Origin of the sequence: Curtobacterium sp. YC1, from assembly GCF_016267665.1 — a bacterium.
Classification (GTDB): Bacteria; Actinomycetota; Actinomycetes; order Actinomycetales; family Microbacteriaceae; genus Curtobacterium.
In genome coordinates this window covers 2,989,787-3,008,967 of the sequence record NZ_CP066341.1, presented here as the reverse complement: position 1 = coordinate 3,008,967, position 19,181 = coordinate 2,989,787, and the positions used below count along the sequence as shown (strand labels likewise).

The 19,181-nt window shown below is 73.7% G+C and carries 13 protein-coding genes; 7 read left to right on the top strand and 6 right to left on the bottom strand.

The annotated features are described in order from the left end of the window. Positions 1 to 67: 67 nt before the first annotated feature. Positions 68 to 4,483: an FtsK/SpoIIIE domain-containing protein gene (locus I8920_RS14185; protein WP_198656932.1), complete on the top strand. Its 4,416-nt coding sequence runs from the start codon at positions 68 to 70 to the stop codon at positions 4,481 to 4,483. Positions 4,484 to 4,515: 32 nt separating this feature from the next. On the opposite strand, the gene I8920_RS14180 is transcribed toward I8920_RS14185, so the two are convergent. The 6 genes from I8920_RS14180 to I8920_RS14155 form a co-directional block, all read right to left on the bottom strand. Continuing rightward, a complete protein-coding gene (locus tag I8920_RS14180; RefSeq protein WP_198656931.1) occupies positions 4,516 to 5,124 on the bottom strand; it encodes an FHA domain-containing protein in 609 nt (202 codons plus the stop codon). Beyond that, complete coding sequence (locus I8920_RS14175) at positions 5,124 to 5,732, bottom strand: hypothetical protein (RefSeq protein WP_198656930.1); 609 nt, start codon at positions 5,730 to 5,732, stop codon at positions 5,124 to 5,126. Before I8920_RS14175 ends, I8920_RS14180 begins: the two co-directional genes overlap by 1 nt. A gap of 5 nt (positions 5,733 to 5,737) precedes the next feature. Next, the gene (locus I8920_RS14170) at positions 5,738 to 6,508 is read right to left on the bottom strand and encodes an oxygenase MpaB family protein (RefSeq protein ID WP_198656929.1); all 771 of its coding nucleotides are present in this window, start codon (positions 6,506 to 6,508) and stop codon (positions 5,738 to 5,740) included. Positions 6,509 to 6,573: 65 nt separating this feature from the next. After that, the gene (locus I8920_RS14165) at positions 6,574 to 6,939 is read right to left on the bottom strand and encodes a hypothetical protein (RefSeq protein ID WP_198656928.1); all 366 of its coding nucleotides are present in this window, start codon (positions 6,937 to 6,939) and stop codon (positions 6,574 to 6,576) included. Between the two features lie 50 nt (positions 6,940 to 6,989). Then, the gene (locus I8920_RS14160; RefSeq protein WP_198658802.1) at positions 6,990 to 7,277 is read right to left on the bottom strand and encodes a hypothetical protein; all 288 of its coding nucleotides are present in this window, start codon (positions 7,275 to 7,277) and stop codon (positions 6,990 to 6,992) included. Positions 7,278 to 7,484: 207 nt separating this feature from the next. Further along, a complete protein-coding gene (locus I8920_RS14155; protein ID WP_198656927.1) occupies positions 7,485 to 9,116 on the bottom strand; it encodes a RecQ family ATP-dependent DNA helicase in 1,632 nt (543 codons plus the stop codon). A 225-nt stretch (positions 9,117 to 9,341) separates the two neighbouring features. On the opposite strand from I8920_RS14155, the gene sucC reads away from it, so the two are divergent. The 6 genes from sucC (at position 9,342) to purH (ending at position 19,057) form a co-directional block, all read left to right on the top strand. Further along, complete coding sequence (sucC, locus tag I8920_RS14150; RefSeq protein ID WP_198656926.1) at positions 9,342 to 10,511, top strand: ADP-forming succinate--CoA ligase subunit beta; 1,170 nt, start codon at positions 9,342 to 9,344, stop codon at positions 10,509 to 10,511. 11 nt (positions 10,512 to 10,522) lie between these two features. After that, on the top strand, positions 10,523 to 11,410 hold the full coding sequence (gene sucD / locus I8920_RS14145) for a succinate--CoA ligase subunit alpha (RefSeq protein ID WP_198656925.1): 888 nt from the start codon (positions 10,523 to 10,525) through the stop codon (positions 11,408 to 11,410). Positions 11,411 to 11,606: 196 nt separating this feature from the next. Further along, entirely contained in the window at positions 11,607 to 14,525 is a 2,919-nt protein-coding gene (locus I8920_RS14140) for an IPT/TIG domain-containing protein (protein ID WP_198656924.1), read from the top strand. A gap of 208 nt (positions 14,526 to 14,733) precedes the next feature. Further along, on the top strand, positions 14,734 to 16,788 hold the full coding sequence (locus I8920_RS14135) for a cell division protein PerM (protein ID WP_198656923.1): 2,055 nt from the start codon (positions 14,734 to 14,736) through the stop codon (positions 16,786 to 16,788). Positions 16,789 to 16,829: 41 nt separating this feature from the next. Beyond that, positions 16,830 to 17,423, top strand: a complete 594-nt coding sequence (gene purN / locus I8920_RS14130; RefSeq protein WP_198656922.1) for a phosphoribosylglycinamide formyltransferase — start codon at positions 16,830 to 16,832, stop codon at positions 17,421 to 17,423. Continuing rightward, entirely contained in the window at positions 17,420 to 19,057 is a 1,638-nt protein-coding gene (purH, locus tag I8920_RS14125; RefSeq protein ID WP_198656921.1) for a bifunctional phosphoribosylaminoimidazolecarboxamide formyltransferase/IMP cyclohydrolase, read from the top strand. Before purN ends, purH begins: the two co-directional genes overlap by 4 nt. The last annotated feature ends 124 nt before the right edge of the window (positions 19,058 to 19,181 follow it).

Below are 19,181 nucleotides of genomic sequence, written 5' to 3'. Positions count from 1 at the left end.
CCTACGGGGCGTGTTGCACGGGACACTACCATCGTCCTGCACGGAGTCAACGCTACGGGGGAACGCCATGACCTTCACGTTCACGATGGTCGACCGCGAGAGCGGTCAGACGGCGAACGTCTACGTGGACGGCGACGAAGGCAGGCCGGTGCGCGAGGTCGTCGCCGAGGCCGAGCGGCTCATCGCGACGGACGTCGTCGCCTCGGGGCGGACACCGGTCTACTTCGTCGGGGCGCAGCCGCTCGACCTGTCGCTCCCGATCGCCGCGTCCGGCGTCCGCGACGGCGTGGTGGTGAGCCGGAGTGCCGAGCAGGTGCCGCCGCAACCGCTCCGCCCGTTGGCCGATGCCGAGATCCGGATCGTCTCGGGTCTCCACGCGGGGACGATCGTGCGGGTGAGCACCGGGACGGTGACGATCGGCACCGCACCCGGAGCCCACGTCCGCGTGCCGGTCAGCACCACCGACGAGCTCGAAGCCGAGGCAGCCGGCACCGAGACCGTGCCCGACGTCGCCCTGCTGGTCACGGTCACGGCGGACGGCGCCAAGGTGCGCCCGGCGAACGGCTACGCGGGGGCCGTCCTCGACGGGGAGCCGGTCACCGAGGAGACCGACTGGCCGGAGACCGCGCAACTCGCCGTCGGCGGCGTCCTGCTCGGCTTCGGTCACGCACCCGACCGTGGCGCGCACCTGTCCCTGGCCGACGACGGCATGTCGCTCGAGTACAACCGGCCGCCGCGGATCCTGCCGCCGGACGAGCACACCCGCTACCAGCTCCCCGCCCCGCCGACCGAGCCGCCGGCGCGCGCCCTGCCCATCCTGATGGCGCTCGCGCCGATGGGCATGGCCGTGATGTTCGTGTCGACCACCGGGCGGTGGATCTACCTGCTCATCGCCCTGCTGTCGCCGATCCTGATGATCATCACGGGCCTCCAGGGGCGACGACAGGGCAAGAAGACGTACCGCCAGCGGGTCGCGGAGTACGAGGACACCAAGGCGCGCATCGAGGCGGACGCGACCGAGAGCCTCCAGTCCGAACGCGCGCGCTGGATCGCGAGTGCGCCGGACCCGGCCGCCGTCTACGAGACCGCGGTCACGCCCCTGCCCCGGCTGTGGGAGCGGCGCCGAACCGACCCCGACCACCTGCTCGTCCGCGTCGGCACCGCCACGCAACGGTCCGAGGTGACCATCGAGGACCCGGAGCAGCTCTCCCACAAGCGCACGGTCGCGTGGGACGCGACCGACGTGCCGGTCCGCATCCGCCTGGCCGAGCGCGGGGTGATCGGCATCGCCGGTCCGGACGACGACGCTCGTCGCCTGGCGAACTGGGTGGTCGCGCAGCTCGCGACGCTGCAGAGTCCGAAGGACGTCACCTTCACGCTGCTCACCGACACCACGCGCACGTCGCTGTGGGAGTGGATGTCGTGGCTGCCGCACGTCCGGCGCGACGGTGCCGACCAGCCGATGACGAGCATCGCCTCGAGCGCCGCCTCGACCGCGCGGGCGATCGCCGAACTGGCCGCGGTCATCGACGCTCGGAAGGAGGCGGGGATCGGCAAGAAGACCCCGCCGGCCGACGAGATCGTCGTCGTGATGGACGGCGCCCGCCGACTCCGCGCGATGCCCTCGCTGGTGCAGGTGCTCAAGGAGGGGCCGTCGGTCGGGGTGTTCAGCATCTGCCTCGACCTGGACGAACGGCTCCTGCCCGAGGAGTGCGACGCCGTGGTGGTCGTCCGGGACGACCGCCTGCGGGTCACCCAGCAGCGCAGCGAGCGCATCGACGACGCGCGCCCCGACCTGGTCGACCAGGACTGGCTCGAGTGGGTCGCACGGTCGCTGTCGCCGATCGTCGACGCGAGTCCCGACGTGCAGGACGGTGCGATCCCGTCGTCGGCACGCCTGCTCGACGTGCTGCAGCTGGAACCGCCGACCTCCGAGGCCGTCCAGGCCCGGTGGCTCCTCGGCGGACGGAGCACCACGGCCGTGGTCGGTGCCTCGATCGACGGGCCGTTCGCGATCGACCTGCGCAACGACGGGCCGCACGGCCTGGTCGCCGGCACCACCGGTTCGGGCAAGTCCGAGCTGCTGCAGACGATCGTCGCGTCCCTCGCCGTGGCGAACCGGCCGGACGAGATGAACTTCGTCCTCGTCGACTACAAGGGCGGCGCGGCCTTCAAGGACTGCGTCGACCTGCCGCACACGGTCGGCATGGTCACCGACCTCGACACGCACCAGGTGGAGCGTGCGCTCGAGTCGCTCGGTGCCGAGCTCCGCACCCGCGAGCACGCCCTCGCCGAGGTCGGGGCGAAGGACCTGGAGGACTACCAGGACCTGCAGGCCAAGCGCGCGGCGAGCGGGGAGACGATCCCGAGCCTGCCGCGGTTGCTCATCGTGATCGACGAGTTCGCCTCGCTCGCCCGCGAGCTGCCCGACTTCGTCAAGGGCCTGGTGAACATCGCCCAGCGCGGCCGCTCCCTCGGCATCCACCTGATCCTCGCCACCCAGCGCCCGGGTGGTGTGGTGTCGCCCGAGATCCGCGCGAACACGAACCTGCGGATCGCGCTGCGCGTCACCGACCAGTCGGAGAGCCAGGACGTCATCGGTGCGAACGACGCCGCGCGGATCGCCAAGTCCACGCCGGGCCGTGCGTACGTGCGGCTCGGCGCCGCCTCGCTGCTGCCGTTCCAGTCCGGTCGTGTGGGTGGCCGCCGGCCCGGCACGGACGACCAGGAGGCCCGGCCCGCCCTGGTCCGCGAGCTCACGTTCGCCTCGTACAGCGATCCGGCTCCCCGTCCGGCCGCCGTCGAGGTCGCCGCCAGTGACGTGGAGGTCACCGACCTGAGCGTCCTCGTCGCGTCGATCGACGACGCCACCCGCGCCCTCGGCACCCCCGAGCAGCGGAAGCCCTGGCTGCCGCCGCTCGGCGAGGTCGTCGGGCTCGACGACGTCGAGGCGACCGGCGCCGCTGACCTGGCCCCCCTGGCGGTCGCCTGGGGCGTCGAGGACCACCCGGGTGACCAGCGGCAGCGCCCGGCGGTGTTCGACCTCGACGTGGACGGTCACCTCTTCGTGATCGGCTCGCCACGCTCGGGTCGCAGTCAGACGCTCCGCACCCTGGCGGGCGCGATGGCCCTGCGCCTCGGCATCGGGGACGTGCACATGTACGGGATCGACTGCGGCAACGGTGCGCTGCTGGCACTCGGTGCGCTGCCGCACTGCGGTGCCGTGGTGCAGCGGCACGAACCCGACCGGGTCTCGCGGCTGCTCGGCATCCTGCTCCGCACGGTGCAGGAGCGACAGGCCGCCTTCGCCGCCGGCGGCTACTCGTCGATCGCCGAACAGCGGACCGACGCGGGCACGGTGCCGATGCCGCACGTGGTCGTGTTCCTGGACCAGTGGGAGAGCTTCATGGCGACCCTGGCCGACGCCGAGAACGGTGCGCTGCACGACGCCGTCCAGACCCTGCTGCGCGAGGGCGTCGGCGTCGGCGTGCACCTGGTCGTCTCCGGCGACCGCACCCTGACGTCCGGCCGGATGTCGAGCCAGGTGGAGCGGAAGCTGCTGCTCGCCCTGGCCGACCGCGGCGACTACAACTACGAGGGCATCAACGGCAAGAAGCTGCCGGAGTCGATCCCGCCGGGGCGTGGGTTCCGCAACGCCACGGCGACGGAGACCCAGGTCGCCGTGCTGCCCGGCGGGCTCGGCGGCCGCGACCAGGCTGCGGCGCTCCGTGGCATCGGGGACGAGGTCCGCGCGCACCTGCCGGCCGACGCCCCGAAGCCGTTCCGCATCGACGTGCTCCCGCGCTCGATCACCTTCGCGGACGCCGTGCGGTACCTGCCGTCGGCCGAGGCGTCGGTCGGCCGGGTCGCGCTCGGCGTGGGCGGTGACGAACTGCGCCTCTTCACGCACGACTTCGTGCAGGACACCCCGGTGTTCATCGTCGGCGGCAGTGCGCGGTCGGGGAAGAGCACGGCGCTCGTCGCGATGGCCCGCCACGTGCTGTCGGCCGGCGGATCGGTGGTCGCGGTGACGCCGCGCGAGTCCCCGCTCCGCGCGATCGAGGGCGCGCCCCGGGCCACCGTGGTGACCGACGGTGCGATCGGTGCCGAGGGGCTCTCTGCGGCGATCGACACCGGGTCGGACGGCTTCACCCTCGTGCTCGTCGACGACGCCGAGACGCTCAAGGAGTCGCCGGCCGAGCCGGTGTTCCGAGCGATCATGGGCTCCGACCGAGGCCGTTCCGTCGGGCTCGTCATCGCGGGTGACGTCGAGGGCGTGGCGAGCGGGTTCCGCGGCTGGCAGGTCGATGCGAAGAAGGCCCGTCGGGGCATGCTCCTCGCGCCGCTGAGCACCGTGGACGGCGACCTGATCGGCACGAAGCTCTCGAAGAGCCTGGTGACGCAGGACCGCGTCGCGGGGAGGGCGCTGCTGCACGACGCCGACCAGGTGCTGCGGCTCGTCCAGGTGCCCGCCGGCGACTAGGCCGTCGGCGCACGGTCAGCTCGGCGGTCGGGTCAGCCGAGCGGCGATTCGCCGACCAGGCCGACGGCCGGCTCCGTGCGGAGCGTGTGCCCGCCGAACACGACGGTGTCACCTGGGTGGACGGTCGTGCGCTGCGACGGCACGAGCACCGCCGCGGGGTGACCAGGGCGCTGCAGCTCGACGCCGTTCGCCGATGCGGCGTCGAGCACCCAGAGCGTCCCCTCGGCACCGAACCCGAACTCCAGGTGCGTCCGGCTGAGCAGCTTCTCGGGGTCCTCCAGGGCGATCACGTGGCCGTACCCGCCGCCGGGGTGCGCGCTCGCGGGATCACGGCCGATGAGTCCACCGCCGGACACGGTCACGCGCTGCACACCGTCGAGGACGAGCACGGCGGCCGCGGTCTGGCGGGCCGGAGCCGCGGTCGTGCGGGCGCCCGCGCCGGCGCCGCCGAGGGGACGCCCCGGCAGCTGCGCGACGGTCGCCCGCACGCGGTCGGCGCTCGCACGCGGGGCCGGTGGCGGCGTCACCACCGCACGCGCGAGCTCGCCGCGCTGCCCCATCCGCGTCAGGTCGTCGGCGGTGACCCGCTCGACGACGGGTTCGACGGGCTTCCGGCGCTTCCGGAACGGCCAGATCCGCATCAGACGTCGCTGCCGGCGACGCTGGCGGAGTCGATGAGCTCGAACGTGTCGGTGACCGTCTCGAACAGTTCGTAGAGCGGCTCGGCCAGGTCGGTGGCAGGCGAGGACACGCTCACCAGCGCCACCTGGTCGCCGGCCGGCACGAAGGTCTGCATGAGCACGACGTCGAACGAGCCGCGCCCGTCGGGCGCCTGCACGGTGGAGACGCCCCAGACGCGCGGCACCCGGCCGACGCGGGGGACCTCGTGCACGTCGACGTGCATGCCGTCGTCGTCCCCGCCGAGCGCGGCGACGTGGTCGGTGAGCGCGGCGAGCGGGTCGCCGCCGGCCTCCGGTGCGGGCAGGACCGTCACGGTGAGCGCCCCGGAGACGATGCCGTCCTCGCTCGGCTCGGCGAATGCTGCGCAGTACCGCGCGCCGCTGTCCCAGGCCGACCGGGCGAACCGCCGGAGCACCCGGACGATCTCGGTGCGGTGGTCCCACAGCTCCCGGTGGTCCTCGATGCGCTCGTTGACGAGGGCGCTGATCCGGTCGTCGCGGCGTTCCGGTTCGACCGGGAGCTCGAACCAGGAACGCGGGACCGTGATGGCGAAGTGGTCGACCGACATGCCCGCTACCGTACCGCGGCGTGTCGCCGCGCCGTCCGCCGCATCGCCCGCAGCAGCAACGGCCCCGGCAGCCGCAGCAGCGCCCCCGGCACGAGCGCCCGCACCCCGGCCACCGCCCGGACGGTCCGGCGGAACCGCCGTTCCTCGCGCGGCCCCCACGCGAACCCGTACTGCGACCGGAGCGCATCGGGCAGCATCCCGACGGTCACGATGCGCACGAGGGGCATCACGGCCCGCACCCACAGCGGCGCGAACCGGGGGTGCAGCAGGGCGCGCACGACCCCTCGGGCGTCGTCGGTGACCTCGAGCCCGGCCAACGTCTGCTGCCAGTACCGGTCGAACGCGGCCACCGAGGTCGGCCAGCGGTCCGCCGGCACCCGCAGCGCGGTGGCGATCGGGGCGTAGGCGGCCAGGACTTCCTCGGCGCGGGCCGCGGAGACGTGCGTGCCGAACAGGTCGTGCGCCTGCCGGGCGGAGTCGAACAGGGTCGCGGCGACCCAGAGCTGCCGGTCGACGTCGTCGGCGCCGGCGACGGGCCGGTGCGCACGGTTGACGAAGCCCGCCGCGGTCGCCGAGTCGGCCTCGGTGCCCACGATGACGGCGTACACGAACATCAGGGTGTGGGCGAGCCGCTGCTGGGGTCGCCGGGCGAAGTCCGAGTGCTGTCGGACACCGGCCGCGACGACGGGGTCGGCGATCTGCAGCAGGATGGCGCGGCCGCCCGCGGCCACGGGTGTGCTGTCGGCGAGGAACCGACGCAGGTGACGGTCGTGCACGCGGCCAGCAGACGGACGGGAGGCACGGTGCGGCTCGTGGGTCGCGCCTCCGTGCCGTGGGGCGGTCACGCTGCACCCCGTCGGCGTCGCGCCCGCAGGACGGGGCGCAGGTCGACGGCGATCGCCGCGAGGAGTGCAGCCGCACCGACGACCAGCGCGACCACGGCGGCCGAGGAGTCGACCGGGGCGTCGCGGGTCAGGGCGAGGAGCGTCGCGACGAGCCAGATCGCGGGGAGCGGCCAGAGACGGGCCGGCGCGCCGGTGACCACGGCGCCGACCACCCCGACGACCAGGAGCGGGACCCACCGGCCGACGGGCTCAGCGGTCGTGGCGAGGTGCGCCGCGGCGGCGACCAGGAGCATCGCGGCGATCGCCAGCAGGCGCGCGGCCACGGGCGAGCGGCGGACACCGGTGCGGACACGACGGAACACGGCCCGATGCTACCGAGCCGTGTTCCGGGATCGCCTGGTGGTGGGCCGGGTCAGAGCGGCTTCGTGCCGAGGTCGCCGCCGAGGTCGGGGCGGTCCTCGCCCTGCTCCGTCAGGTCGGGCGAACCCTCGCGCGGGGCGCCGCCGGTGGGGCCGTCGTCGGTGCCGTCACCGGGCTGCGGCTCCACCGTCTCGCCGGCGACCGCGTCGTTCGTGACGGTCTCCAGGGGCTCCTCGGCCTCGTCCACCTCGTAGGGGCCGACGTGCTCGCGGTCGATGTCGTCGTCGCGTCGCTGCTGGGCGTCGAAGTCGTCGACGGGGCTGATGCCGGGGTCGCTCATGGTGGTTCCTTTCCGTTGCGGGCTTCCTGCATACCCGGCGGCGCCTGGCGGGCGTCCGGGTTCGTGTCGTGTTCACCCGGGCGTCACCTGTCGGTCACGCCGCCAGGGCAGCATCGCGGATGCTCGGGGGAGTGGAGCGCGGTCGCCGACGGGTGGTCGAGCGACCGCGCCTTCCCCCGCCGTGCCCGATCGGGCACGTGACGCCGGTCAGAGCTTGACGAGCAGCTCGCGTTCCTCGACGTCGGCCAGCCCGAGCGTGCGGTACCCCGCCGACTCGAAGAACACCGTGATGCGGTCCTCCTCGGTGCTCATGACGACGCCGGTGCCCCACTCGGCGTGCTCGACGCGGGCGTCCGGCGGCCAGGCGCCGTCGTTCGACCCGTCGGCCACGTGGGCCGCCGCCTCGAGCGCCGTGCCCGACGAGCAGGTGTCGCAGTTGCCGCACGGTTCCGACAGCTCGTCACCGAAGTACCCGAGCAGGAACTGGCGTCGGCAGCCGGTGGTCTCGGCGAGCTGGCGCATCATCGCGATCCGGGACTCCTCGACGCGCTCGCGCTCCGCCGCACGGTCCGCGGTGGCACGGGCCGCGCGGTCGGCCGTGTCCGGGCCGTCGGGCACCCGGGAGACGCCGTCGACGTCGTCGCGCAGGGCTCCGGCGTCGAGCAGGGCGTTCAGCGCGCGCCCGGCGGTGCGGGCGGACAGGTCCGAGGCCTCGACGAGCGCCGAGCGGGCGATCGAGCCGGTCGTCGGGACCGCGTCGAAGACGGCCCGCACCGAAGCGGGTCGGGGCGAGCCGGAGGCGAAGAAGGTGCGCAGGCCGAAGTCCTCGGAGCGGTAGTGCAGGGTGGCGCCGGCGGGCTCGGCGTCGCGCCCGGCGCGGCCGATCTCCTGGTAGTACGAGTCGATCGACTCGGGGACGTCGGCGTGCACGACGTACCGGACGTCGGGCTTGTCGATGCCCATGCCGAAGGCGCTCGTCGCGACCACCACGTCGACGTCGCCGTCGAGGAACCCGGTGTGGACGGCCTCGCGCTCCGCGATCCGCATGCCCGCGTGGTACGGCTGCGCGCGACGACCGCGGGCCGCCAGGGCGTCGGCGTACTCCGTGGTCGCCGCACGGGTGGCGACGTAGACGACGGTGGCGCCGTCGAGCTCGGCGACCTGGTCGACCACGGCCTGGCGCTTCTCGGCGTCCTCGGCGTGCCGGACGACCTCGAGCCGGATGCCGGGGCGGTCGAAGCCCGACGCGAGCACGAACGGGTCGCGCATGTGGAGCCGTGCGACCACGTCGTCCCGCACGGGGGCGGAGCCGGTGGCGGTCAGTGCCAGGACGGGGGGACGGCCGAGGCGCTCCACGACCTCGCCGAGTGCCAGGTAGTCCGGGCGGAAGTCGTGGCCCCAGGACGAGATGCAGTGGGCCTCGTCGACGGTGACCAGGGCGACGCCGGCGTCGTGCAGCCGCTCGAGCACGTCGTCCTTCGCGAGCTGTTCGGGGGCCAGGAACACGTAGCCGACCTCGCCCGCGGCGACGGCGTCCCAGGCCTCGGCGACGTCACGCGCCTTCCGCGTGGCGTTCATCGCGACGGCCCGGGGAGCGCCCTCGTGGTGCTCGAGTCCGACGACCTGGTCCTCCTGCAGCGCCACGAGGGGGGAGACCACGACGACGATGCCGTCCAGCTCGAGGCCGGCGACCTGGTAGATCGCGGACTTGCCGGATCCGGTCGGCATCACGGCGAGTGCGTCGCGCCCGTCGAGCACCGCGTCGATGACGGATTCCTGGTCGGGGCGGAGGCGCCAGCCGAACACGTCGGTGGCGCGGGTGCGGAGTGCTTCGTTCACCGATCCACACTGCCGGGCGCACGCTGGGGGGTGGTCCCAGGGGTGCGCCCAGCGGCTCACGCGTGGCGGAGGCGACCCGTGCCTCCCGGCCGCGCACCGGCCGTCCACCCAGCAGCGCTAGGCTGCGTGGCGGCCGTTGTCTCGACATCGAGCGACCCTCGATGGTGAGTGTGGCGACCGGGTAACCGATGCCGATCGCACGGAACGTGCGGGAAGAAGAACAGCGTGGATCTTTTCGAGTACCAGGCCAGGGACCTCTTCGAGTCCTACGGCGTTCCCGTGTTGCAGGGGATCACCGCCGACACCCCCGAGGAGGCGAGAGCAGCGGCCGAGCGCATCGGCGGCGTGGTCGTCGTCAAGGCGCAGGTGAAGGTCGGCGGTCGTGGCAAGGCCGGCGGCGTGAAGGTCGCGAAGACCCCGGACGAGGCGTTCGAGCACGCGCAGGCGATCCTCGGCCTCGACATCAAGGGCCACACCGTCCAGCGCGTCATGGTCGCCCAGGGCGCCGACATCGCCGAGGAGTTCTACTTCTCCGTGCTGCTCGACCGGGCCAACCGCTCCTACCTCTCCCTGACCAGCGTCGAGGGCGGCATGGAGATCGAGCAGCTCGCGGTCGAGAAGCCCGAGGCGCTCGCCCGGGTCGAGGTCGACCCGCTCACCGGCATCGACGAGGCCGCCGCGCTCGAGATCGCTCGGCAGGCGAACTTCCCACCGGAGCTGCAGGACGCCGTCGCCGACGTCTTCGTCAAGCTCTACGACGTCTACAAGGGCGAGGACGCGACCCTGGTCGAGGTGAACCCCCTCGTCCGCACCGGCGACGGCCAGATCCTGGCACTCGACGGCAAGGTCTCGCTCGACGAGAACGCCGACTTCCGGCACGAGGGCCACAAGCAGCTCGAGGACACCGCGAGCGAGGACCCGCTCGAGGCCAAGGCGAAGGCCCACGGCCTGAACTACGTCAAGCTCGACGGCCAGGTCGGCGTCATCGGCAACGGCGCGGGGCTCGTCATGTCGACGCTCGACGTCGTCGCCTACGCCGGTGAGCGCCACGGCGGCGTGAAGCCCGCGAACTTCCTCGACATCGGTGGCGGCGCCTCGGCCGAGGTGATGGCCAACGGCCTCGACGTGATCCTCGGCGACCCGCAGGTGAAGAGCGTGTTCGTCAACGTCTTCGGTGGCATCACCGCCTGCGACGCCGTCGCGAACGGCATCGTCGCCGCGCTCGGCATCCTCGGCGACGCGGCCACCAAGCCGCTCGTCGTGCGACTCGACGGCAACAACGTGGAAGAGGGTCGTCGGATCCTGGCGGAGGCGGCGCACCCGCTCGTCACCGTCGCCGCGACCATGGACGACGCGGCCGAGCAGGCCGCCGAACTCGCCGCCGCAGCGGCCTGAAGGGACTGACCATGTCGATCTTCCTCAACAAGGACTCCAAGGTCATCGTCCAGGGCATCACCGGCGGCGAGGGCACCAAGCACACCGCGCTGATGCTCAAGGCCGGCACGCAGGTGGTCGGTGGTGTCAACGCACGCAAGGCCGGCACGACCGTCACCCACGGCGACGTGTCCCTGCCCGTCTTCGGCACCGTCCGCGAGGCAATGGACACCACCGGTGCCGACGTCTCCATCGTCTTCGTCCCGCCGGCCTTCGCGAAGGACGCCGTGCTCGAGGCCATCGACGCCGCCATCCCGCTCGTGGTCGTCATCACCGAGGGCATCCCGGTGCAGGACGCCGCGGAGTTCTGGGCGCACGCCAAGGCGAAGGGCGGCACGACCCGCATCATCGGTCCGAACTGCCCCGGCATCATCACCCCTGGGGAGTCGCTCGTCGGCATCACCCCGGCGACGATCACCGGCAAGGGGCCGATCGGTCTCGTGTCGAAGTCGGGCACGCTGACCTACCAGATGATGTACGAGCTGCGCGACCTGGGCTTCTCGACCGCCATCGGCATCGGCGGCGACCCGGTCATCGGCACGACGCACATCGACGCGCTCGCCGCGTTCGAGGCGGACCCCGAGACCGAGGCCATCGTGATGATCGGTGAGATCGGCGGCGACGCCGAGGAGCGCGCGGCCGAGTACATCAAGGCGCACGTCACCAAGCCGGTCGTCGGCTACGTCGCGGGCTTCACCGCGCCCGAGGGCAAGACGATGGGTCACGCCGGCGCGATCGTGTCCGGCTCGGCCGGCACCGCCGAGGCGAAGAAGGAAGCGCTCGAGGCGGCCGGCGTCAAGGTCGGCAAGACGCCCTCCGAGACGGCCGCGCTGCTGCGCGAGGTGGTCGCCGCCCGCTAGCGGCCGACCGTCCGACGCACGGTCGGTCGATCGCCGGGAGGCCCGGTGCGGGTTCCGCACCGGGCCTCTCGTCGTCCGGATGGTCGCGCGCCGGCGTGTCGCCCCGTTCTGGGGGTGCGTGCGGCCCCTGCGGGGGGTGGCGGGACTGCTTTGATGAGCCAGCCCCTCCGACCCGAACGAAGGCACTCTCGTCCCCATGCACAACGCACTGCGCGCACGCGCGCTCGCGGTCGGCATCGTGGTCAGCACGTTCGCTGCTGCCGCTGCCGTCGCCACGGCCGTCCCGGCTTCCGCCGCGACCACCGATTCATCCGTCACGTTCTCGGCCACCGGTGCCGTCCAGACCTGGACCGTCCCGGCGGGCGTCGACCGCATCTACGTCGACATCGCCGGCGCCCAGGGCGGTGCCGGCTACGACGGCGGTGCCGCCGGCGCCGAGCTCACCGGCACGCTGCCGGTGACACCCGGCCAGCAGCTCAACGTCCTCGTCGGCACGATGGGCGCGAACGGTCGCCAGTACTCGACCGGCGGCGGTGGTGGCGGTGGCTCGTTCATCTACACCACGCCCGACCAGGCCGGCATCCTCGCCGCGGCCGGCGGTGGCGGCGGCACCGGCTCGAACCGGTACGGCTACCCGGCGACCACGACGACGACCGCGAACCCGGGCGACAACGGCGGCGGCGCCGGTGGCACGGCCGGTGGCGGCGGTGGCGGCGGCTCGAACGCCGGCGGTGGCGGCGGTCTCCTCGGCAACGGCGCCGGCAGCGGAGCCGGGCGCTCGGTCGCGGCCGGCGGTGCCGGCGGCAGCGCCGGGCGCAGCGGCGGCTTCGGCGGCGGTGGCGGTTCCAACGGGTCCGCGGCCGGCGGCGGCGGCGGCTACAGCGGCGGTGGCGCCGGGGCGTTCGTCAACGGCGGTGCCGGCGGCGGCGGTGGCGGCAGCTCCTACTTCGCCGGAGAGCTCTCCGGCGCGATCGCGAACCACGGTGGCAACGGCTCCGTGACCATCGCGTGGCCGTCGAAGCTCACGCTCGTGTCGCCCGCCAACGGGTTCCCGGGCGACCGCGTCGTCATCACCGGCTCCGGTCTCGCCGGCTCGACCGTCCGCGTCGCGGGCGTCGCGGCACCCGTGCGCTCCTCGACCGACACCGAGGTCGTGGCCACCGTCCCGGAGCAGCAGCGCCTGCCCGGCGGGCCGCAGCGCGTCGAGGTCACCACGGCCAGCGGTGTGACCTACCCCGTCGTCGGGGCCTTCACGTACACCCCGGCACCCAACGTCTCCGCCGTCACGCCGGGCACGGTCCAGCGCGGCGCGCAGCGCACGGTCACGATCACCGGCTCCGGCTTCACGGGTGCGTCCGCCGTCCGCTTCGGCGCCACGCCCGCCGTGTCGTTCGTGGTCGTCTCCGACACGAGGCTCACCGCGGTCGTCCCGGCCGACATCCCCGTGGGCACGGTCGACACGACCGTCACGAACCCGAGCGGCACGAGCGCGACCGGCGATGCGGACCGGCTCGTCGTCACCGCAGCGACCGTCGTGGTCGCACCCGCCACGCTCCCGGCGGCCCAGGTCGGCGTCGCCTACTCGCAGCAGCTCAGCGCCTCGGGTGGCAACGCGCCGTACCGGTTCGCGGTCACGGCCGGGGTGCTCCCCGCAGGCTTGACGCTGAGCGAGGGTGGTGCGCTGAGCGGCACCCCGACCGAGGCCACGACGACGGTGTTCACCGTCACGGCCACCGACGCCAACGGCGACACGGGCTCCCGCGCCTACAGCCCCGAGGTGCGCGTGGCCGTCCCGACGGTCTCCGAGGTCTCGCCCGCGTCGGGCGTGGTCTACGGCGGCACGACGGTGACGATCCGCGGCACCGGGTTCACCGGCGCCACCGCCGTCTCGTTCGGTGACGCGGCGGCCGCGTCGTACACGGTCGACTCCGCCACCGAGATCACCGCCGTCACCCCGGCGTCCGCGGAGGGCGTCGTCGACGTGACCGTCACCACGGCCGGCGGCACCAGCGCGACGAGCGAGGCGGGCCGATTCCGCTTCACCGCGCCCGTCGTCACGGTCAGTCCGACCGAGCTGCCCGACGGCAAGCAAGGGGTCCCGTACGCGCAGACCCTGACGGCATCGGGCGACCGGAGCGACACCTACACCTTCGCGGTGACCGACGGCGCCCTGCCGGCGGGCATCGAGCTGGATGCCGACGGCACGCTCACCGGGATCCCGACCGGGTCCGGCTCCTCCGCGTTCACCGTCACGGCGACGGGCGGCGACGGCTTCACGGGCCGCGTGGACCACACGCTGGTCATCGCGTCCTCGGTGCCGGTCATCACGGCGGTCTCGCCGGCGACGGGTGACGCCGGTGACGCCGTGACGATCACGGGCACCGACCTCGACGGCGCCACCGTCACCATCGGCGGCGTCGAGGCGCAGGTCGACACGACGGCGACGAACACGTCGACCTCGCTCACCGTGCTCGCGCCGGAGTCGGAGCCGCGTGCCGCGGACGACGCCGTCGACGTCATCGTGACGACCGCCTGGGGGACCGCCCGGTCCGCCGGTGCGTTCACCTACGTGACCACGCCGGACCTGACCATCGACGCCGGGTTCCGGACGGGTGACGCCGTCGACGGTGCGAGCTTCGCGATCCACGCCTCGGGCTTCGCCGCCGGCCAGGACGTCGAGGCCGTCGTGTACTCCACGCCGACCACGGTGTACACCGGCACGACCGCCGAGGACGGCACGCTCGACGCGACCGCCGCGCTGCCGGCGCTCGAGGCCGGCAGCCACGAGCTCGTCGTCACCGCCGGTGCGCAGACGGCCCGTCTCTGGTTCGCGGTCGACGCGGACGGCACGGTGACCGGGATCTCCGCCTCGGGCCCGGTCGCGCCGGTCGACACCGAGGAGCCCGCCGTCGAGCCGACCGACCCGACCGTCCCGGCGGAGCCCGGTGCCACGGCACCGTCGGCGACCCCCGGTGCGGTGCCCGCTCGGGGCGACGACGGCGAACTCGCCTGGACGGGTGCCGACGTGCGGGGGCCGCTCCTGGCCGCCGCCGTGCTGGTCCTCGCCGGTCTCGGCACGGCGCTCGTCGCCCGTCGCCGCCGCGAGGCGCGCTGACGGTCGTCACCGAGCACGGACGGGAGGCTCCCCACCAGCTGGTGGGGAGCCTCCCGTCGTCCGCAGGGCCGGCTCCGCACCCGCGGCACGCCGGTGTCCGTCCGCCGGACCACCTCGTGCCCGTGCCCGTCCCGCGATCGCCGGTGTTTTGCCGGGGAGGCCGCGCGCCGGGGCCGGACGGACGCGCGACGCCCGTATCCTCACTGCGATGAACCGCCTGGGAACCGCTCTGCTCGCCGCGATCGAGGCGGTCGTGACGGTCGGCGTCGGGATCGGCGTCGCCCTGGTCCCGCTGACGCTGCTGTGGGGGTTCGAGTACGGCCTGCAGGTCGACTGGGACGTCTTCTGGAAGGCCACCGGCAGCGTCTGGCTCGTCGGCCACGGCGTCGACGTCTCCTTCCTGCTCGGGTCCGCGCTCGCGAAGAGCACCGGGGTCAGCGGTGCCGCCGACCCCATCCACGTGACGCTCGCGGCGCTCGGCTTCGCGGTCGTCACCGCGTGGCTCGGCGGTCGCGCCGGACGTCGGTTCGCCGAGACCGAGCACCGCACCACCGGGCTGCTCGTCGGGACGGCCGTCGTCGCGCTCCTGGGCCTGGGCGTCGCGCTGTCCTCGGCCTCCGCCGCCACCCGGCCGACGATCTGGCAGGCGGTGGTCCTGCCCGCGCTGTGGTTCGGGATCCCGGCACTCGTGACGTCCGAGGTCTGCCGTCGTCGTCGCGGCCTGCCCGCCGATGCGGTGACGCAGCGGGTCGTCGAGACGGTCGACCGCGTCCCCGCCGTGTGGCGCGCCGTCGCTGCGTTCGGACTGCGCGCCGGGACCGCCGCGACCGCCGCGGTGGTCGGCGTCGCCGCCGTCCTGGTCGGCCTGCTCCTCTTCACCTCGTTCGCCGAGGTCATCACCCTGTACGAGCAGTCGCACGCCGGCGTCATCGGCGGTGTCGCGCTCACGGTCGGGCAGCTCGCCTTCCTGCCGGACCTGGTCGGCTGGGCCACGGCGTGGCTCGTCGGCCCCGGCTTCGCCATCGGCGCCGGGTCGAGCGTGTCCCCGATCGCCACCACCCTCGGCCCGATCCCCGGCCTGCCCGTCTTCGGCGCGCTGCCGACCGCCGGGCACACCTTCGGCCTGGTCTGGATCCTCGTGCCGGTCGTCGCCGGGTTCGCGGTCGGCGGTGCGATGCGACCGCGCCTGGTCCGTGCCCTCGGCCAGGACGACTCCGCGCTGTACCGTGCGCTCGGCGGGGTGGCCGTCGGGCTCGTCGCCGGGGTCTCCACCGGGCTCATCGCCTGGTTGTCGTCCGGCTCGCTCGGCCCGGGGCGCCTGACCGACGTCGGGCCGGACGCCTTCGCGGTCGGTGGCTTCGCCGCGCTCGAGGTCGGACTGCCGGCGATCATCGCGCTCGCCGCGGGCAGCGACCTCGTCCGCCTGCCGGACCGCGGGTGGACGCGCGAGCGGTGGACCGAGGCCGACGACGACGCAGCGGTGGCCGACGCCGGTGAGGGCTCGCTCCTCGCCGCACTCGACCAGGCCGGCGCCGGTCGTACCACCGACGTGCACCGCTTCGTGGTCGAGGAGTCCCACGACGGGTCCACCGCCGCACGGTCCCGCGCGACGATAGAGCAGGCGACCGAGCCGATCGGCAGCGAGCCGGTCGGCAGCGGACCGGTCGGCAGCGGACCGATCACCGACGAGCCGTCCGTGTCGACGACGCCGTCCGTGTCGACGCCGCCGTCCGTCCCATCGCGCCCCGTCGACACCGACCACGACGTCGAGCTCCCCGACTGGGCGAAGACCGACGCGGTGGCCGCCGACCGTCTGGCCGCCGAGCCGGAACCGCAGCGCCGGGGCGCCGGGCGCGCGGTGCTCGGTGGGCTCCGCGACCGGGTCGTGGGTGCGGCCGAGGGGGTCCGCGGCCGGGCCGGCGAGCTGCGCGACCGTGTGACGCGATCCGACCCGGAGCCGCAGCGGCCTGCTCCCGCCCCCGAGCGGCCTGCGGCGCCGGCACCCGTGCCGACCGACGCCCAGCCCGCGTTCCCGTGGAGCACCGAGGAGTTCGTCGCCGGCCGGGACGACGTCGACGCTGACCACGACGAGGCCGACGAGGCCGACGAGGCCGACGAGCCCGCCGCGTCCGCGCCCCGGCCGTCCGCGCCGTCGCAGCGGCCGACGCCGGCGCCGCAGGGTCGCCCGACGAACTGGGACACCACCGACCAGATCCCCGAGGACGAACTGCCCTGGTGGCGTCAGCCCAAGGACGACCGCTGAGGGCACCCGTCGACGCCGTGCCTCCCGGTAGGGTTGGTGCCGTGCTCGAACTGGTCGTCCTGATCTCCGGTACCGGGTCGAACCTCCGAGCCCTGCTCGAAGCGACCTTCGACGCCGAGTACCCCGCCCGCGTCGTCGCCATCGGTGCCGACCGTGACGCCGAGGGCCTGGGCCTGGGCGAGGAGTTCTCGATCCCGACCTTCACCGTGCCGTTCACCCGGTACGGGTCGCGTGCCGAGTGGGGGCAGGCCCTGGCCGAGCAGATCCGTCCGTGGTCGCCCGACCTGCTCGTGCTCTCCGGGCTGATGCGGCTGCTGCCCCCGGCCGTGGTGTCCGAGTTCGCCCCCGGCATCATCAACACCCACCCGGCGTACCTGCCCGATTTCCCCGGCGCCCACGGCGTGCGGGACGCCCTGGCTGCCGGTGTCACCGAGACCGGCGCGAGCGTCATCGCGGTGGACGACGGCGTCGACACCGGCCCGATCCTCGCCCAGGAGCGCATCCCGGTGCTGCCTGGTGACACCGAGTCGACGCTGCACGACCGCATCAAGCCGGTCGAGCGCCGCCTGCTCATCCAGACCATCCTCGACATCGCCAACGGCACCACCGACCTGAAGGGCACCCCGAGCGCATGAGCGTGCACGCAGCCGACCCCAGCCTCTACCGTGACCGCGACGTGGTGCCGGTCCGCCGCGCACTCGTCTCGGTGAGCGACAAGTCCGGCCTGCTCGAGCTCGCTGGAGCGCTCGCCGAGTCCGGCGTCGAGATCGTGTCGACCGGGTCCACCGCGCAGACCATCCGCGACGCCGGCTACGCGGTGACGGGCGTCGAGAGCGTCACCGGGTTCCCGGAATCCCTCGACGGCCGCGTGAAGACCCTGCACCCGGCGGTGCACGCCGGCCTGCTCGCCGACCTGCGCCTCGAGTCGCACGAGCAGCAGCTCGCCGACCTCGGCATCGCGCCGTTCGAGCTGGTCATCGTGAACCTGTACCCGTTCGTCGAGACGGTGGCGTCGGGCGCCGACGCCGCGACCGTGGTCGAGAACGTGGACATCGGCGGCCCGGCGATGGTCCGCGCCTCGGCGAAGAACCACCCGAACGTGGCGATCGTCGTCTCGCCGTCGTCCTACGCCGAGGTCGTCGAGGCCGTCCGCGCCGGCGGTACCACGCTCGAGCTCCGCAAGCGCCTCGCCGCCCAGGCCTTCGCCCACACCGCCGCCTATGACAGCGCGGTGGCGTCCTACTTCGCATCCGACGTGGTCGCCGCCGGTGGGTCCGCCGCGGCCGACGACGCCGACGTGGAGGCCCGGGACGCCTTCCCGACGTCCCTCACGATCGACGCGGAGCTGGCCGACACCCTCCGCTACGGCGAGAACGCGCACCAGCGGGCCGCCCTGTACACGGCCCGCGACGCAGCCGGCATCGCCCAGGCGACGCTCCTGCACGGCAAGGCGATGTCGTACAACAACTACGTCGACGCCGACGCAGCGGTCCGCGCGGCCTTCGACTTCGACGAGCCCGCCGTCGCGATCATCAAGCACGCCAACCCGTGCGGCATCGCGATCGCCCCGTCCGACGCCGTCGACCCGATCGCGTCGGCCCACGCGGCGGCGCACGCCTGCGACCCGCTGTCGGCGTTCGGCGGGGTCATCGCGGCGAACCGTCCGGTCACCGTCGCCATGGCCGAGACCGTCAAGGACATCTTCACCGAGGTCGTCGTCGCACCGGGCTTCGACCCCGAGGCGCTCGAGATCCTGTCGCGCAAGAAGAACATCCGCCTGCTCACGCTGCCGGCCGACTTCGCGCTCGCCGACCGCGAGGTCAAGCAGGTGTCCGGAGGCTTCCTGGTGCAGGACGCCGACCGCTTCACCGGCTTCGACCAGACCACCTGGACCCTCGTCGCGGGGGAGCCCGCCGACGAGCAGACCCTGGCCGACCTGGCGTTCGCCTGGCGGGCGAGCCGCTCCGTCAAGTCGAACGCGATCCTGCTCGCGAACCAGGGCGCGAGCGTCGGCGTCGGCATGGGCCAGGTCAACCGGGTCGACTCGTGCCACCTCGCGGTGGACCGCGCCGGTGACCGGGCAGCCGGCAGTGTCGCGGCGTCGGACGCCTTCTTCCCGTTCGCCGACGGCCTGCAGGTGCTGCTCGACGCCGGGGTCCGTGCCGTCGCACAGCCCGGTGGCAGCGTCCGCGACGACGAGGTCATCGCGGCGGCCACAGCGGCCGGCGTGACGATGTACTTCACGGGCGAGCGGCACTTCTTCCACTGATGTGAACAATCGGTGGCGAACCATTGCGCGCCGCGACTCACTGTGAATAGTCTGTAAGGCTCCGCGGCAGGCAGCCGACGATCCCTCGGGACCGGCGGCACCGCGGACACAACGGTGACGAAGA

What these genes read in the sequence shown, in the direction of transcription:
- I8920_RS14185 (WP_198656932.1), top strand. Translation starts at nt 68, where the DNA reads ATGACCTTCACGTTCACGATGGTCGACCGCGAGAGCGGTCAGACGGCG.
- I8920_RS14180 (WP_198656931.1), bottom strand. Translation starts at nt 5,124, where the DNA reads ATGCGGATCTGGCCGTTCCGGAAGCGCCGGAAGCCCGTCGAACCCGTC.
- I8920_RS14175 (WP_198656930.1), bottom strand. Translation starts at nt 5,732, where the DNA reads ATGTCGGTCGACCACTTCGCCATCACGGTCCCGCGTTCCTGGTTCGAG.
- I8920_RS14160 (WP_198658802.1), bottom strand. Translation starts at nt 7,277, where the DNA reads ATGAGCGACCCCGGCATCAGCCCCGTCGACGACTTCGACGCCCAGCAG.
- sucD (WP_198656925.1), top strand. Translation starts at nt 10,523, where the DNA reads ATGTCGATCTTCCTCAACAAGGACTCCAAGGTCATCGTCCAGGGCATC.
- I8920_RS14140 (WP_198656924.1), top strand. Translation starts at nt 11,607, where the DNA reads ATGCACAACGCACTGCGCGCACGCGCGCTCGCGGTCGGCATCGTGGTC.
- I8920_RS14135 (WP_198656923.1), top strand. Translation starts at nt 14,734, where the DNA reads ATGAACCGCCTGGGAACCGCTCTGCTCGCCGCGATCGAGGCGGTCGTG.
- purH (WP_198656921.1), top strand. Translation starts at nt 17,420, where the DNA reads ATGAGCGTGCACGCAGCCGACCCCAGCCTCTACCGTGACCGCGACGTG.